Genomic DNA, 16,170 nt, shown 5'->3' on the forward strand with positions numbered 1-16,170 from the left:
TCTGGCTTCGAGCTCGCGTGAAGGACGTGCCGCCTCAGGCGTCCTTCGCCGCAGCCTTTTTCGCCGTCGCTTTCTTGGGCGCGGCTTTCTTCTTCGGCGCGGCCTTCTTGCGCCCACCCTTCTTGGCGGCCTTTTCGGCGATCAACTCGACAGCCATCTCCATGGTCACGTCGGCGGGCTCCACGTCCTTGGGCAGGGTGGCGTTCACCTTCGCCCATTTGACATAGGGCCCATAACGGCCTTCCATCACGTTCACCGGACCGCCCTCTGCCGGATGCTCGCCCAATTCCTTCAAGGGCTTGACTGCTGCTCCGCGCCCACCTCGCGAGGCGGCCTTTTGCGCCAACACCTCGACCGCGCGGTTCATGCCGATGGTGAACACCTCATCGGCATCCTTGAGGTTGGCATAAAGGCGGCCATGTTTCACGAAGGGGCCATAGCGCCCGATCCCGGCCTCGATCATCTCGCCATCCTCGGGATGTGCGCCGACCTCGCGGGGCAGCGATAGCAGCATCAGCGCCTTTTCAAGGTCCAGATCATCCGGCGACCAGCCCTTGGGCAGGCTGGCGCGCGGCGGCTTCTTGTTCTCTTCGGTGGGCTCGCCACGCTGCACATACGGCCCGAACCGACCCTTCTTCAGGCTGATCTCATCACCTGCATCCTCGCCCAGCACCCGGTCGCCGGTGTCATCGGCGTCGCCACTGATCGGGCGGGTGTAGCGGCATTCGGGATAGTTGCCGCAGCCCACGAACCCGCCGGTACGCGAGGTTTTCAGATGCAGTTGACCCACGCCGCATTTTGGGCAGATCCGCGGGTCCGAGCCATCCTCGCGCGGCGGATACAGTTGCGGTGCCAGCGCCTCGTCCAGCTTGTCGAGCACTTCAGTGATGCGCAGCTCGGAGGTCTCGGAAATCGCCGCAGAGAAATCGCGCCAGAACCGGCCCAGCAGATCCTTGTAGTCGGCATCCCCGGCGCTGACATTGTCCAGCTGCTCTTCCAGATTGGCGGTGAACTCATAGCCCACATATTGGCGGAAGAAGTTCAGCAGGAAGATGGTGACAATCCGGCCCTTTTCCTCGGGGATCAGCCGGTTCTTGTCCTTGCGCACATATTCGCGGTCCTGAATCGTCGTCACGATCGAGGCATAGGTGGACGGTCGCCCGATCCCCAGCTCTTCCATCCGCTTGACCAGCGTCGCCTCGGTATAGCGGGGCGGCGGCTGGGTGTGGTGTTGCAGCGCCAGAACCGCCTCGTTTTCGGCCAGCACAGCTTCTTTGGCGACTTTCGCGCCTTCCGTCACCTGCGCCTCGCCGGTGGCCTTGGCGAATTGATCGGATAGCGAGGTCTTGGCAAAGACCGCCCGCTCGCCCTGCATGATCTGCGGCAGGCGCTTGTCGTCATCATCGGCCACATCATCGCGGCCTTCTTCATAGACGCGCATGAACCCGTCAAACAGCACCACCTGACCGGTGGCGCGCAGGCCCACCTGGTTGTCATCGCTGCTGATATCGACCGTGGTCCGTTCCAGCCGTGCCGCCGCCATCTGGCAGGCCAAGGTGCGTTTCCAGATCAGATCATAGAGCTTGCGCTGATCCGGCTCCTTCAGCTTCAGCGCTTCGGCATCGCGGGTCATATCCGTGGGACGGATACATTCATGCGCTTCCTGCGCGTTCTTGGCCTTGTTCTTGTACATACGCGGGCTGTCCGGCACGTATTCCGAGCCAAACCGGTCCTTGATCGCGTCGCGCGCGGCGGTCACGGCTTCAGGCGCCATGTCGATCCCGTCGGTTCGCATATAAGTGATGTAGCCCGCTTCATAGAGCCGCTGCGCCGTGCTCATGGTCTGGCGCGCGCCCATGCCGAATTTGCGGCTGGCTTCCTGCTGCAGGGTCGAGGTCATGAACGGGGCAGAGGGGTTGCGGGCGGCAGGCTTGGCCTCGACCGCGGCGACGCTCAGCGCGCGGCTGGTGATCGCCTGCACGGCCAGTTCGGCCTGGGTAACATTGCCGATATCGTGCTTGTCGAGCTTCTTGCCCGCCAGCGTGGTCAGCCGCGCCTCATAGGTCTGGCCGCGTGGGGTCTCGAACAGCGCCTTGACGGACCAGTACTCCACCGGCTTGAAGGCCTCGATCTCCATCTCGCGTTCGACGATCAGGCGCAGGCAGACCGATTGCACGCGGCCTGCCGATTTCGCACCCGGCAGCTTACGCCACAGAACGGGAGACAGGTTGAAGCCCACAAGATAATCCAGAGCGCGGCGGGCCAGATAGGCCTCGACCAGCGGCATGTCGACCTGACGCGGGTTCTGCATCGCCTCGGTGACGGCGGATTTAGTGATCGCGTTGAAAACCACCCGGCTGACCGGTGTGTCCTTCTTGATCGAGCGGCGCTTGGTCAGCGCCTCCTGCAAGTGCCAACTGATCGCCTCGCCCTCGCGATCGGGGTCGGTTGCGAGGATCAGTTCGTTGTCGTCCTTGAGCGCGTCGGCGATGGCTTTGACATGTTTGCGGCTGTCGGTTCCGACCTCCCATTTCATGTCAAATTCATGCTCGGTATCGACCGATCCATCCTTGGGCGGCAGGTCACGCACATGGCCGTAAGAGGCCAGAACCGTGTAGTCAGAGCCAAGATATTTGTTGATCGTCTTTGCCTTGGCCGGGGATTCTACAACAACTACGGGCATTTAGATGGAAACCTCATGCAACGAACTCGGCGCGTTCTATGGCCGGGCAACATGTGGGGTGCAAGGGGGAATTGTCAATCCGGCAGAACCTCACTCGACGAAAGGTCGCAATTTCCTGCACCTATCCATCTCAGAGATCAGCAAAAAACGGGCGTGCGCGACGTGACGCAAGCTCAATGTGCTAGTGAAAGCAGACCACCGGCCTGACGCTGGATTTTGCCGTCCAGCTCCAGATCGACGATGGCAGGTCCAACGTCACCGGGTGCCGCGCCAAGGTCGCGAATCAATTGGTCCTCGGCGATAGGCGAGGGGCCAAGCCGGTTCAGAATCTGGCCATGCAACTGAGCGGTTTCACGCAGGCTCCGCGTTTGAGAGGCCTCAGGCAGATCCTGCATCAGGTCGTTCAGGTCGGGTTGCGACGGGGCAGGCTCTTGGGCGGGCAAGGCGGCGATCACATCCTCGGCATTGCGCACCAGTTGGGCACCGTCCCGGATCAGATGATTGCAGCCTGCCGCGCGCGCATCAAAGGGATGGCCGGGCACTGCCAGCACCTCGCGCCCCTGATCCAGCGCATCGCGCGCGGTGATGAGGCTGCCGGATTTGGCGGCGGCCTCGACCACGACAACGGCCCGTGCCAGGCCCGAGATGATTCGATTGCGCCGCGGGAAATGCCGCGCCTGTGGTGACAGGCGGGCAGGTTGTTCGGAGAGTCGCAGCCCCTGCATTGCGATATCCCCCGCCAGATGTGTGTTCTCGGCCGGGTAGATCACGTCGACGCCGCCCGCCATGACAGCAATGGTTCCGGTCTTGAGCGCGGCCAGATGCGCAGCGGCATCAATGCCACGTGCCAGTCCAGACACGACCACGAAACCCTGCGCGCCCAGATCATGGGCCAGCGCCCGCGCCATGCGGGTGCCAAGCGATGAGCTGTTGCGGGCGCCGACCATGGCAATGATCGGACGTTGCAGCAGCGACACATCCCCCATCGCCCAGAGAATCGGCGGTGCGTCGTTCAGGTCGATCAACTGGCGCGGATAATCCGGATCGCCCAGGCACAAAAGCCGCGCGCGGGCGGCTTTTGCGGCCTTGAACTCTGCCTCGATCACACCGGGAGGACATGTTTCATAATCCTCGACCCCGGCCTTGCGCGCCACTTCGGGCAACGCCACCAGCGCGTTCTGCGCCGTGCCATGTTCCGACATGAGCCGACGAAATGTCGCCGGACCAACCCGTCTCGAGCGCAGAAGACGGAGCCACGCAATCTGATCGTCTTCCGTGGTGGGTGGGAGTGGGGGGTGATAGGAAGAAATCTGATCTTCGGTCATCCGTGGCTCCGCTTCTGTGCAGAACCGGTTTACGACTCACGAGGTTAACATCCTATGAATCGGCGCAAATTTATCGAAGTTTGCCGAATTTCCTGTTCAGGTCGCAGATCCGCCCACGGTCAGCCCGTCCATCAGCACGGTCGGCTGACCCACGCCCACAGGCACCCACTGCCCATCCTTGCCGCAGGTGCCCATGCCCGGATCAAGCGCCATATCGTTGCCCAGCCCGCGCACCTGCCGCAGCGCCGACGGGCCATCCCCGATCAGCGTCGCGCCCTTGACCGGTGCGCCGATCTTGCCGTTCTCGACCCGGTAGGCCTCGGTGCAGGAAAACACGAACTTGCCATTGGTGATATCCACCTGTCCGCCGCCAAAGCCCACCGCCCAGATGCCGTCCTTGATCTCGGCCACCAGGTCTTCGGGCTTCGCATCGCCGCCCAGCATCACGGTGTTGGTCATGCGTGGCATCGGCTTATGGGCATAGCTCTGCCGCCGCCCGTTGCCGGTCGGTTCCACGCCCATCAGCCGCGCATTCTGCCGGTCCTGCATGTAACCCACCAGAATCCCATCCTCAATCAGCGTGGTCCGCCCCGAGGGCGTGCCCTCATCATCGACCGAGATCGAGCCGCGCCGATCCCGGATGGTACCATCATCCAGCACGGTTACGCCCTTGGCGGCCACTTGCTGACCCATCAGTCCGGCAAAGGCGGAACTGCCCTTGCGGTTGAAGTCGCCCTCCAGCCCGTGGCCGATGGCCTCGTGCAGCAGGATGCCGGGCCATCCCGGTCCAAGCGCCACCTCCATCACACCGGCAGGTGCAGGCACCGCGTCGAGGTTCACCTTAGCGATTCTCAAAGCTTCGCGCGCCTTTGCCTGCCAGTCCGCCGGGTCGATCAACCCATCAAGCCCGACTCGGCCACCGCCGCCGGCCGACCCGCTTTCGCGGCGCCCGTCCTGTTCAACGATGACCGAGATGTTCAGCCGGGTCATCGGGCGCGTGTCACGCACCACAGCGCCGTCGGGGCGCAGAATCGCGACCTCTTGCAGCGAGGCGGCGATCGAGGCTGTCACCTGCACCACGCGCGCATCAAGATCGCGGGTAAAGGCATCAATCTCGCGCAGGGTTTCGATCTTGACCGGAAACTCGGCCGAGGCGATCGGGTCGTCATCGGTGTAGAGCTTTGTGTTGGTTGGGGCAGGGCCCTCAGCCAGCGTCCCGCCACCATCACCCACGGCCAGCCGCGCGGTTTCTGCCGCGCGCCGCAGTGCCGGGATCGAGACATCGGTGGAATGGGCATACCCCGCCACCTCGCCCCGGACCGCGCGCAATCCGAATCCCTCGGCTGCGTCATAAGAGGCGCTGCGCAGCCGCCCGTCGTCAAAGGTCAGCGACTCGGACCGGCGGCGTTCGACAAAGAGTTCCCCATCATCCGCGCCGCTGGTGGCGTGACGCAGCACATCCAGCGCTTCATCCTGCGGAAGGGCGGTGTCGAAAGGACGAAACGGGGTCTCTGACATTGGTATTGGTCTCTTTATTTGATCCAGATCAAAAATAGCGTCTGTTTGACGCAAGCATTTTGCTTTATCTGCCTCCCGGAATATGGTTTTTACCGCAGCCAATGACAACGGTCGGAATCTGAATTGATTCATATCGGCCGGACAGGGACGCAAAGATCAACCGATCAGGACAGAAAATGAAGAACGTTTTGACGCTTTCGGGGCTTCTCGCCACCCTTACGAGCCTACCGGCCATGGCGCAGGAACTTGAAGTCATCGGCAAACCCGTCGATCGCGGCATGGGGTTCCAGCCCGCAGCAACCGAACTGGCCCGTGACCTGCAATCGCTAGACAACTTGATTCTGGTGATCATCACGATCATCTGCGTCTTTGTCGCCGGCCTGCTGCTTTATGCGATTTTCCGGTTCAACAGCCGGGTGAATCCGAAGCCCGCGAGTTTCTCGCATTACACCCCGGTCGAGATTGCCTGGACCATCGGGCCGATCCTGATCCTTGTGCTGATCGGGGCCTATTCGCTGCCGGTCCTGTTCAAGCAGCAGGAAATCCCCGAGGCGGATATCACCATCAAGGTCACCGGCTACCAGTGGTACTGGGGCTATGAATATGTCGATCACGAGTTCGAGTTCGAAAGCTTCATGCTGGACCGCGACGGGCTGGAAGAAGCCGGTTACAGCCAGGATGAATATCTGCTGGCCACCGACACGGCCGTGGTTGTTCCGGTCAACAAGATCATCGTGATGCAGGTGACCGGGGCGGACGTAATCCATTCCTGGACCATTCCCGCCTTTGGCGTGAAGCAGGATGCGGTGCCGGGACGTCTGGCAGAGCTGTGGTTCAAGGCCGAGAAAGAAGGCATCTATTTCGGCCAGTGTTCCGAGCTTTGCGGCAAGGACCACGCCTATATGCCGATCACCGTCAAGGTCGTCAGCCAGGAGGCCTATGATGAATGGCTCAAGGGCGCGATCGACGAATATGCCGGTCTACCCCAAAGCTATAACGTGGCGTCCAATTAACGGCGCACCTGAGAACGATGTGATGCAGGGTGCGTGATTTCACGCACCTTTCGACCCAAAAGGACCAAGATGAGCGACGCGAGCATCAATGCCAGCACAGCCCAGAGCGCGGGCCGCCAGGACGAGGCCAGCTTCGGCGACTATTTCGCCCTGCTGAAACCCCGCGTGATGTCGCTTGTGGTGTTCACGGCGCTGGTTGGTCTGCTGGCCGCGCCGATGCCGGTGCATCCGGTGATCGGGTTCTGCGCAATCCTTTTTATTGCCATTGGTGGCGGCGCGTCCGGCGCGCTCAACATGTGGTGGGACGCTGATATCGACAGGGTGATGAAGCGCACCAAGGGTCGTCCCATCCCGGCGGGCAAGGTCGAGGCGGGCGAGGCGCTGGCGCTAGGTCTGGCGCTGTCGGGGCTCAGCGTGATCATGCTGGGTCTGGCGACGAACGTTTTCGCTGGCGCGTTTCTGGCCTTCACCATCTTTTTCTATGCCGTTGTCTATACGATGTGGCTCAAGCGCTCGACGCCGCAGAACATCGTGATCGGCGGCGCGGCGGGCGCCTTCCCGCCGGTGATCGGCTGGATCGCCGCGACCGGTACCATGTCGGTCGAGCCGTGGTTGATGTTTGCCCTGACCTTCATGTGGACACCACCGCATTTCTGGGCTCTGGCCCTGTTCATGCGCACCGATTATGACGATGCAGGCGTGCCCATGCTGACCGTAACCCATGGTCGCCGCGCCACGCGGGTGCATATCCTTGTTTACACGATCCTGCTGGCATTGCTGGCCGTCGGCACCGCCTTCTCAGGCATTGGCGGGCCGATCTATCTGGCGGTTGCGCTGGTGCTGAACGCCTTGTTCCTGCGCGGTGCGTGGCGCATCTGGCGCCGCGACGAAGACATGTCCGAGGCCGACAATTTCAAGGTCGAGCGCGGGTTCTTCAAACTGTCGCTGCTCTACCTCTTCCTGCATTTCGGCGCGATCCTGGTTGAGGCGCTGCTGAAACCCTACGGGCTGGGAGGCTGGTCATGAGCCTGCGCCAGACCCATGAGCTGCACAAGCGCCGCTATGGCCGCAACCTGGGCGTCGCCCTGACCCTGGCCGCCTTCATCGTGATTATCTTCGGTCTGACCGTGGTCAAGGTGACCCGTGGCGATTTCGAACCACCGCGCGGCGAGGTGCAAAACTGATGGCGATCAGCGGACCTCAAAAAACCGTGCTGCAGACCGTGGGCGTTGTGGTGCTGATGGGGGGGCTCGCCTGGGCCTCGGTGCCGTTTTACGACTGGTTCTGCCGGGTCACGGGGTTTGGCGGCGTGACGGGCGTTGCGACCGAAAGCTCTGATACGATCCTCGACAAGACCATCAAGGTGCGCTTCGATGCCTCCAAGGAACGCGACATGCCGTGGGAATTCACCCCCATGGAGCGCGAGATGGAACTGCGCATCGGTGAAACCGGGCTGGCCTTTTATGAAGCCTACAACCCGACCGACCGCCCCATCGCAGGGCAGGCCTCTTATAATGTGACGCCTTATACGGCGGGCGGTTTCTTTGAAAAGATCGCCTGTTTCTGCTTTGAGGAGCAGGTCCTGCAGCCCGGCGAACGGGTGCAGATGCCGGTGACCTTCTTTGTTGATCCTGAAATCGTCGATGACCGGGACGGCAAATATGTACATACGATCACGCTGTCGTATACCTTCTACGAAATAGATCTGCCCGAGGGATATGCCGCCCTCGATACGCAGGCGCAAACCACTACGAATTAAGCCGCAAGGTGAGGGACACTCATGGCACATGCTAAGAACCACGACTATCACATTCTGAACCCCTCTATCTGGCCGTTCATCGGTGCGATCAGCGGCTTTGTCATGCTGTTTGGCGCGGTGCTGTGGATGCACGGGGTCACTGCCTGGATGTTCTGGATGGGCTTTGTGGGCGTGCTTTACACCATGTTCGCATGGTGGTCCGAAGTGGTGGTGGAAAGCCGGGTCGGCGATCACACGCCAGTGGTGCGGATCGGCCTGCGCTATGGCTTCATCCTTTTCATCATGTCCGAAGTGATGTTCTTCTTCGCCTGGTTCTGGTCCTTCTTCAAACACCGCATCTACCCGATGCAGGACTATGTGGGGTCCGAGTACGTTGCCCCCGCGATCCACGCGGTCGACCCGTTCCACCTGCCGCTGATCAACACGCTGGTGCTGCTGCTGTCGGGCTGTGCAGTGACCTGGGCGCACCACGCGCTGGTGCATGAGGGCGACCGCAAGGCGCTGGTTCAGGGCCTGGCCATCGGCATCGTGCTGGGCATCTTCTTTACCTTCCTGCAGGCCTATGAATATGCCGAGCTGCTGCTGCACGAAGACTGGACCTTTGGTGGCGATCAGTTCTATTCGAACTTCTTCATGGCAACCGGCTTCCATGGCTTCCACGTGGTCATCGGTACCATCTTCCTGACCGTCTGCCTGATCCGCGCCATGCGGGGTGATTTCACTCCCGAGAAGCATGTGGGCTTTGAAGCGGCAGCCTGGTACTGGCACTTCGTTGACGTGGTCTGGCTGTTCCTGTTCGTCGCCGTCTATATCTGGGGGCAAGCACCGCTCTACTAAGCGGGCGATCTCACAGGCAAGGCGTTTCACAACGCCTTGTCCAAGCGGTTTGCAAATCGCTTTCAAGCCGCTCCCAAGCGGCTTTTTTCGTTTCCGGGGGCCGTGATGAGGCTGCTGGTGCAATTGCATGGTTGCAAATTCGACCCGGGCAAAGGAAACAAGGCAGCGCGCGGTGCTGCCGCGTGGATGATAATTATCGGAACTCCAGATGCGCCGCGTTCTGTTCTTGCTGATATTTGGACTGGCCGGGTTCGGTGTGCTTGTCGCGCTGGGCAGCTGGCAGGTGCAGCGGCTGGCCTGGAAAGAGGGCGTGCTGGCCGATATCGACGCCCGTATCAGCGGCGCGCCCTCGGCGCTGCCGGCACACCCTGATCCTGTAGAGGACCGCTATCGCCCCGTGGCGCTCTCGGGCGAGGTCCTGCCCGGCGAGGTGCATGTGCTGGTCTCGGTCAAGCGGGTCGGACCCGGCTATCGCATCATAGCGCCGTTTGTCACCGATGGGCGCAGGATTCTTGTGGATCGCGGCTTTATCCGGCTGGAGGATCGCGATACGCCCCGCGCGCTGGGCGTCATGGAGGTTACCGGCAATCTGCATTGGCCGCAGGAAATCGACAATTACACGCCCGAGCCGGACACCAAGGAAAACATCTGGTTTGCCCGCGACGTGCCCACCCTGGCAGATGAGCTCGGCACCGAGCCGATCCTGCTGATCGCGCGCTCAGCTACCGACCCGAATATCACACCCTTGCCGGTGGACAGCGCCGGTATCCCCAACGACCATCTGCAATACGCCGTCACCTGGTTTGGCCTTGCCGCCGTCTGGGCCGGCATGACGGGGTTCTTCCTGTGGCGCACCCGCGCCCGACCTGAAAGCGAGACCGCATGAAATACATCTCGACCCGCGGGCAGGCGCCCGAACTGAGTTTTGAAGAGGCGATGCTGACCGGCCTCGCGCGCGATGGCGGCCTCTACCTGCCCGCAGAGATCCCGCAGATGAGCCATGACGAGATCGCCGCGATGGCGGGGCAGCCTTATGAAGAGATCGCCTTTCGCGTGATGTGGCTTTATGTCAGCGGCTCTTTTGACGAGCAGGAGTTCCGCGACATCATCACCCGCGCTTATGCGGGCTTTGGTCATGACGCCCGTGCGCCACTGAAACAACTCAACGAAAACCACTTCCTGCTGGAGCTGTTCCACGGGGCGACTCTGGCCTTCAAGGACTTTGCCATGCAGCTGATCGGGCAGCTGTTCCAAGTGGCGTTGAAAAAGCGCGGCGAGCGGGTGACGATCGTAGGGGCGACCAGCGGAGATACCGGCTCGGCGGCGATCGAGGCGTTCCGGGGGCTGGATGCGGTGGATGTGTTCATCCTCTACCCGCATGGCCGCGTCAGCGAGGTGCAGCGCCGCCAGATGACAACGCCAGCCGATAGCAATGTGCACGCGCTGGCCGTGGATGGCGATTTCGACGATTGTCAGGCCGCGCTCAAGGATATGTTCAACGATTTTGACTTCCGTGATGGGGTCAAACTGGCCGGGGTGAACTCGATCAACTTCGCCCGCGTGCTGGCGCAGATTGTCTATTACTTCTCCTCCGCCGTCAGCCTCGGCGCGCCGCATCGCAAGGTCAGCTTCACCGTGCCCACCGGCAATTTCGGAGACATCTTCGCGGGCTATCTGGCCAAGCGCATGGGCCTGCCCATCGACCGGCTGGTAGTGGCGACCAACCAGAACGACATCCTGCACCGCTGCCTGTCGGGGCAGGGCTATCACAAGGGCGACACCATCCCCTCGATCAGCCCGTCGATGGACATTCAGGTCAGTTCGAACTTCGAACGCGCACTCTATTACGCCTACGATCAGGACAGCCGTGCCATCGCCGCGCTGATGGAGGAGCTTAAGTCTGGTGGCTTCGACGTCAGCCAAGGCGCGTTGCAAGCGCTGCATGAGAGCTTTGATTCGGGCCGGGTTTCGGAAGACGAGACGATGTCGGCGATAAAATCGACATTGGCGTCAAGCGGTGAGCTGCTCTGCCCGCATTCGGCTATTGGGGTGAAAGTCGCGGAAGAACAACGCAAAAGCGATGTCCCGATGATTACGCTGGCCACCGCGCACCCGGCGAAATTCCCGGCAGCGGTCGAGAAGGCGAGCGGCGTGTTTCCCCCTCTTCCCCCGCGCATGTCGGACCTGTATGAGAGGTCGGAACGGGTGACCCGCATCGCCAATGATCTGGGCACCATCGAAGAACATATCAAAGGGCATATACCTGCGTGACGGTACAACAGGATCAACTGGCCAACGGATTTCGCATTGTCAGTGAGCATATGCCGGGGCTGCAATCGGCGGCGATCGGCATCTGGGTGACCGCCGGTGGGCGGCATGAGCGGATCGAACAGAACGGCATCGCGCATTTCCTTGAACATATGGCGTTCAAGGGCACCGCGCGTCGCAGCGCCCTGCAGATCGCCGAGGCGATCGAGGATGTGGGCGGCTATATCAACGCCTATACCTCGCGCGAGGTGACCGCCTATTACGCCCGCGTCCTGAAAGAGGATGTGGCGCTGGCGATGGATGTAATCGGCGACATCGTGATGAACCCGGTTTTCGACCCCCGCGAGATCGAGGTCGAGCGGGGCGTGATCCTGCAAGAGATCGGCCAGGCGCATGACACGCCCGATGACGTGATCTTTGACTGGCTGCAGGAAGAAAGCTATCGCGACCAGCCTCTGGGCCGCACGATTCTGGGGCCGACCGAACGGGTGAGTTCTTTTTCTCGCGAGGACTTGTCGGCCTTTGTGGCAGAGCATTACGGACCGGAAGAGATGATCCTGTCGGCAGCCGGTGCGGTCGATCACGATGCGCTGGTGAAAGCCGCGCAAGAGATGTTCGGTCACCTCAAGCCGCGCAAGGGACTGATTGCCGAACCCGCCCGTTTCATCGGCGGCGAGGCGCGGCGCGACAAGGAACTGGAGCAGGCCCATTTTGCGCTGGCCCTCGAAGGTCCCGGCTATCGCGACGACGAGATTTACACCGCACAGATCTATTCCAGCGCGCTTGGCGGGGGCATGTCCTCGCGCCTGTTCCAGGAGGTCCGCGAGGTACGCGGCCTGTGTTACACGATCTTTGCCCAGACCGGTGCCTATGCCGATACCGGCACCACGACCATCTATGCTGGCACCTCGGCCGAGCAGGTGGGCGAGCTGGCCGCGATCACCATCGACGAGATGAAGCGCGCCGCCGACGACATGACGCCGGAAGAGGTCGCGCGGGCGCGGGCGCAGATGAAGGCCGGGATGCTGATGGGGCTGGAAAGCCCCTCGAACCGGGCCGAGCGTCTGGCACGGCTGGTACAGATCTGGGATGAGGTGCCCTCGCTGGATGAGGCCATCGCCAAGATCGACGCGGTGACCACGGCGGATGTGAAGGCGTTTGCCGCACGGATGGCGGTGGATGCACCCGCCGCCTTGGCTCTTTACGGCCCGGTTGCCGGTGCGCCAAGCCTTGCCGACTTGCAGGAGCGGCGGGCAGCGTGATGCTGCTGGGCAAACGCAGACTGAAGCTTGAGACCGAGCGGCTGAGCTTGCGCCCTCCAGTGCATTCCGATTTTCGGGAATGGGCGGCGCTGCGTCAGGCCAGCCGAGACTTCCTTGTCCCGTGGGAACCCAGCTGGGCCCCCGACCACCTGAGCCGCAAGGCGTTCACCAACCGTGTCTACTGGGCGCAGCGCTCGGTCGCGGGCGGCACGGCGGTGCCGCTCTTTCTGTTCCGGCGCTCGGATGATTGCCTGATCGGGGCGATCACGCTGGACAATATCCGGCGCGGCCCGGCACAGGCGGGCACGCTGGGATACTGGACCGGCGAAGCTCACGCGCGGCAGGGCTACATGCGCGAGGCCATCGGTGCCGTTGTGCATTACACCTTTGCCCGGCTCGACCTGAGCCGGATCGAAGCCGCCTGCCTGCCGGGAAACGAGGCCTCCCGTGGGTTGCTGGAACGCTCAGGCTTCAAATATGAGGGCGTCGCGCAGTCCTATCTGCAGATCAACGGGCGTTGGCGGACCCATGTGCTCTACGCCTGTTTGCGTTCGGACCGGCGTGGTAAGACGCTGACCGGATAGGGACGTGACTTGTTGGATGGTTGCGCTAAAATCCCCTCATGCGGTGGATCATTCTGGCATTGATGCTGATGACGAGCGGGGCGGCGGCGCAGGAGCGGCGGCCAAGCCATTGCATCGCCATTGCCGATGCCGCGCCGGGGATCACCTATCTGCACAAGGCGAATTGGCAGGAGCCGGTGCCTGAATACTCGGTTCGGATCAGCTATATCGCGCATGCCAGCTTTCTGATCCAGACCCGTGGCGGGCTGAACGCGGTGACCGATTTCACCGGTTTTGTCGGCTCTGCCCCGCTGATCCCCGATATCGTCACCATGAACCACGCCCATGACACCCATTGGACCGCTTTTCCCGACCCGGCGATCCCGCATGTGCTGCAGGGCTGGGGTGAATTCGGGCGGGGGATCGATCACTATCTCGATCTGGGCGAAATCCTGATCCGCAACGTCTCGACCGATATCCGCTCGCAATTTGGTGGGCGCGAGGACAAGGGCAACTCGATATTCGTGTTCGAGGTCGAGGGGCTGTGCATTGGCCATTTGGGCCACCTGCATCACGTGCCAACGGATGAACAATTTGCCGCGTTGGGGCGGCTGGATGTGGTGATGGCGGCGGTGGATGGCGGCACCACCATGCCGCTGCCCGAGATGATCCAGACGCTGCGGCGGCTCAAAAGCTCGGTGATCATTCCGATGCACTGGTTCTCGCGCTATTCACTGGGTGCCTTTCTGACCGGTATCTCGGATGTGTTCGCGGTGCAGCAGCCGGGCGAAAGTTCGATCGAGGTCTCACTGGCCACCCTGCCGGACCGGCCGACGGTGATCGTGCTGGAGCCCGAATACCTGATCGAACAGGAATAGCGGTTGCGGCTGCGGCGCGGTTTGGGTGAGGGTGGCGCATGGATCTGAACCCTGCAGATGCGCGCTTTGCCGCACGGCTTGCCGAGCTTCTTCCCGAAGATGTGCTGCGCCCGGTTGCACCTCGTTATCTGGAGGAGCCACGCGGGCGCTGGCAGGGGCAGGCCGGTTTGCTGGCCCTACCGCATGATGCGGCGCAGGTTGCGCGACTGGTGCGGGCTGCTGGCGAGGCGCGGGTTGGCATCCTGCCTTATGGCGGCGGCACCGGGCTGGTCGGCGGGCAAGTCAAGACCGACGGTCCCGCGCCGCTCTTGATTTCACTGGAACGGATGAACCGGGTACGGGCGGTTTATCCGCAGGAAAACGTCATGGTGGCCGAGGCGGGCGCGATTCTGGCCGATGTGCAGGCTGCGGCGCAGGAGGCGGGGCGGCTGTTTCCCCTGTCGCTTGCGGCAGAGGGCTCGGCCCGGATCGGGGGTAACCTGTCGACCAATGCGGGCGGGCTGAACGTGTTACGCTATGGCAATGCGCGCGATCTGTGCCTGGGGCTTGAGGCAGTGCTGCCCAATGGCGAGATCTGGAACGGGCTCAGCCGGTTGCGCAAGGACAACACCGGCTATGACCTGCGCGATCTGCTGATTGGTGCCGAGGGAACCCTGGGGATCATCACGGCGGCCTCGCTGAAACTGGCGCCGATCCCGGCGGCTGTGGGAACCGCGCTCATGGTCGTGCCGTCTCCGGCAGCAGCGCTGGAACTGCTGTCGCTGGCGCGCGAGCAGGTGGCTGAAGGTATCAGCGCCTTTGAGTTGATCCATGGCGAGGGGCTGCGCTTTCTGATCGAGGTTCTGCCGGATGTGCGCCAGCCATTTGAGGACCCGCCCGAATGGTCGGTGCTGATCGAGTTCGGCTTGTCCTCGGGCCTGAACCCGCAGGAGCAACTGGAACTGCTTTTTGCCCGCGCTTTGGAACGCGGCGATGTCAGCGATGGGCTGATCGCGCAATCCGAGGCACAGCGCCATGAGCTGTGGATGCTGCGCGAACAGATACCCGAGGCGAACCGGCTGATCGGGGCTGTGTCGAGCCATGATATCTCGATCCCGATCTCGTCGATCCCGGATTTTATCGCCCGCGGGCGCGATGCTGTTGCTGGTCTCGGACCGTTCCGGATCAACGCGTTTGGGCATCTGGGCGATGGCAACCTGCACTATAACGTCTTTCCTCCAAAAGGTCGGACGCGCGCTGATTTCGCCAACATGGCCCCGGTGGTGAAACGTGCGGTGCATGATCTGGTGAACGAGATGGACGGCTCGATCAGCGCCGAACATGGGATCGGGCGGTTGAAGGCGGATGACCTTGTACGCTATGGCGACCCCGCCAAGCTGAGTGCGATGCGGGCGATCAAGGCTGCTCTGGACCCGTTGGGGATCATGAACCCGGGCGCGGTGCTGGCCGAAAGCGGGTAGGGGGCGCAGTCCTCGCCTCCCGTTGGGATGTTTTCAGCCAGTTGCAGGGCAGAACTTGTGTACTATTCGCCGTCAAAGGCGCAGAGCGCGTGGACATCCATGCCCATGTTTTCCAGCACCTTGCGGCCGCCCAGATCGGGAAGATCGATGATGAAGGCGCAAGAGATGATCTCGCCGCCCAGGCGTTCGATCAGTTTGATGCCAGCGGCCGTTGTGCCACCTGTGGCCAGCAGGTCATCGACCACCAGAATCTTCTCGCCCGGCTGGATCGCGTCATCGTGGATTTCGACGATGGCCTCGCCGTATTCCAGCTTGTAGTCCTGACTGATCGTGGTGCCGGGCAGCTTGCCCTTTTTGCGGATCGGCACAAAGCCGACGCTGAGCTGGTGCGCAATGGCGCCGCCCAGGATGAAGCCACGCGCCTCAAGCCCCACCACTTTGTCGATCCGCTCACCCGCGTAAGGGTGCAGCATCTGGTCGATCGCCATGCGGAAGCCGCGCGGATCGGCAAAAAGCGTGGTCACGTCGCGGAACATGATCCCTTCGTGCGGGAAGTCGACGATGGTGCGGATGTAATCCTTGACGGTGGCGTGTTTGGGCATGG

Annotated in this window: 15 protein-coding genes; 11 read left to right on the forward strand and 4 right to left on the reverse strand. The window is 62.2% G+C overall.

Annotated features, from left to right (window positions below):
* Positions 1-34: 34 nt before the first annotated feature.
* The 3 genes from topA to tldD form a co-directional block, all read right to left on the reverse strand.
* Entirely contained in the window at positions 35-2,683 is a 2,649-nt protein-coding gene (topA, locus tag AB1E34_RS05325) for a type I DNA topoisomerase (RefSeq protein ID WP_372571297.1), read from the reverse strand.
* Between the two features lie 173 nt (positions 2,684-2,856).
* Entirely contained in the window at positions 2,857-4,008 is a 1,152-nt protein-coding gene (dprA, locus tag AB1E34_RS05330) for a DNA-processing protein DprA (protein ID WP_372571298.1), read from the reverse strand.
* A gap of 96 nt (positions 4,009-4,104) precedes the next feature.
* Positions 4,105-5,526 carry a metalloprotease TldD gene (gene tldD / locus AB1E34_RS05335; protein ID WP_372571299.1) on the reverse strand — a complete coding sequence of 474 codons (1,422 nt, stop codon included), beginning with the start codon at positions 5,524-5,526 and terminating at the stop codon, positions 4,105-4,107.
* 176 nt (positions 5,527-5,702) lie between these two features.
* On the opposite strand from tldD, the gene coxB reads away from it, so the two are divergent.
* From coxB to AB1E34_RS05390, 11 genes are all read left to right on the forward strand, one after another.
* Positions 5,703-6,539 (forward strand): cytochrome c oxidase subunit II, encoded by an 837-nt coding sequence (coxB, locus tag AB1E34_RS05340; protein ID WP_372571300.1) that lies wholly within the window; start codon positions 5,703-5,705, stop codon positions 6,537-6,539.
* Positions 6,540-6,608: 69 nt separating this feature from the next.
* On the forward strand, positions 6,609-7,565 hold the full coding sequence (cyoE, locus tag AB1E34_RS05345; protein WP_372571301.1) for a heme o synthase: 957 nt from the start codon (positions 6,609-6,611) through the stop codon (positions 7,563-7,565).
* On the forward strand, positions 7,562-7,723 hold the full coding sequence (locus AB1E34_RS05350) for a cytochrome c oxidase system small membrane protein (protein ID WP_372571302.1): 162 nt from the start codon (positions 7,562-7,564) through the stop codon (positions 7,721-7,723). Before cyoE ends, AB1E34_RS05350 begins: the two co-directional genes overlap by 4 nt.
* Positions 7,723-8,298 (forward strand): cytochrome c oxidase assembly protein, encoded by a 576-nt coding sequence (locus AB1E34_RS05355; RefSeq protein ID WP_372571303.1) that lies wholly within the window; start codon positions 7,723-7,725, stop codon positions 8,296-8,298. The genes AB1E34_RS05350 and AB1E34_RS05355 overlap by 1 nt, the downstream gene beginning before the upstream one ends.
* A gap of 21 nt (positions 8,299-8,319) precedes the next feature.
* Entirely contained in the window at positions 8,320-9,135 is an 816-nt protein-coding gene (locus tag AB1E34_RS05360; RefSeq protein WP_372571304.1) for a cytochrome c oxidase subunit 3, read from the forward strand.
* Positions 9,136-9,343: 208 nt separating this feature from the next.
* Complete coding sequence (locus AB1E34_RS05365) at positions 9,344-10,021, forward strand: SURF1 family protein (protein WP_372571305.1); 678 nt, start codon at positions 9,344-9,346, stop codon at positions 10,019-10,021.
* Positions 10,018-11,406: a threonine synthase gene (gene thrC, locus AB1E34_RS05370; RefSeq protein WP_372571306.1), complete on the forward strand. Its 1,389-nt coding sequence runs from the start codon at positions 10,018-10,020 to the stop codon at positions 11,404-11,406. Before AB1E34_RS05365 ends, thrC begins: the two co-directional genes overlap by 4 nt.
* Complete coding sequence (locus AB1E34_RS05375) at positions 11,403-12,665, forward strand: M16 family metallopeptidase (protein WP_372571307.1); 1,263 nt, start codon at positions 11,403-11,405, stop codon at positions 12,663-12,665. Before thrC ends, AB1E34_RS05375 begins: the two co-directional genes overlap by 4 nt.
* Complete coding sequence (locus AB1E34_RS05380) at positions 12,665-13,249, forward strand: GNAT family N-acetyltransferase (RefSeq protein WP_372571308.1); 585 nt, start codon at positions 12,665-12,667, stop codon at positions 13,247-13,249. Before AB1E34_RS05375 ends, AB1E34_RS05380 begins: the two co-directional genes overlap by 1 nt.
* Before the next feature lie 38 nt (positions 13,250-13,287).
* Positions 13,288-14,106, forward strand: a complete 819-nt coding sequence (locus tag AB1E34_RS05385) for an MBL fold metallo-hydrolase (protein WP_372571309.1) — start codon at positions 13,288-13,290, stop codon at positions 14,104-14,106.
* A gap of 38 nt (positions 14,107-14,144) precedes the next feature.
* Positions 14,145-15,566, forward strand: coding sequence for an FAD-binding oxidoreductase (locus AB1E34_RS05390; RefSeq protein ID WP_372571310.1), 1,422 nt, complete (start codon positions 14,145-14,147; stop codon positions 15,564-15,566).
* Between the two features lie 62 nt (positions 15,567-15,628).
* Here the strand turns inward: AB1E34_RS05390 and AB1E34_RS05395 are convergent, their stop codons facing one another.
* Complete coding sequence (locus AB1E34_RS05395) at positions 15,629-16,168, reverse strand: adenine phosphoribosyltransferase (protein ID WP_372571311.1); 540 nt, start codon at positions 16,166-16,168, stop codon at positions 15,629-15,631.
* Between the last annotated feature and the right edge of the window lie 2 nt (positions 16,169-16,170).

Source organism: Ruegeria jejuensis (assembly GCF_041537905.1).
Lineage (GTDB): Bacteria > Pseudomonadota > Alphaproteobacteria > Rhodobacterales > Rhodobacteraceae > Ruegeria_C.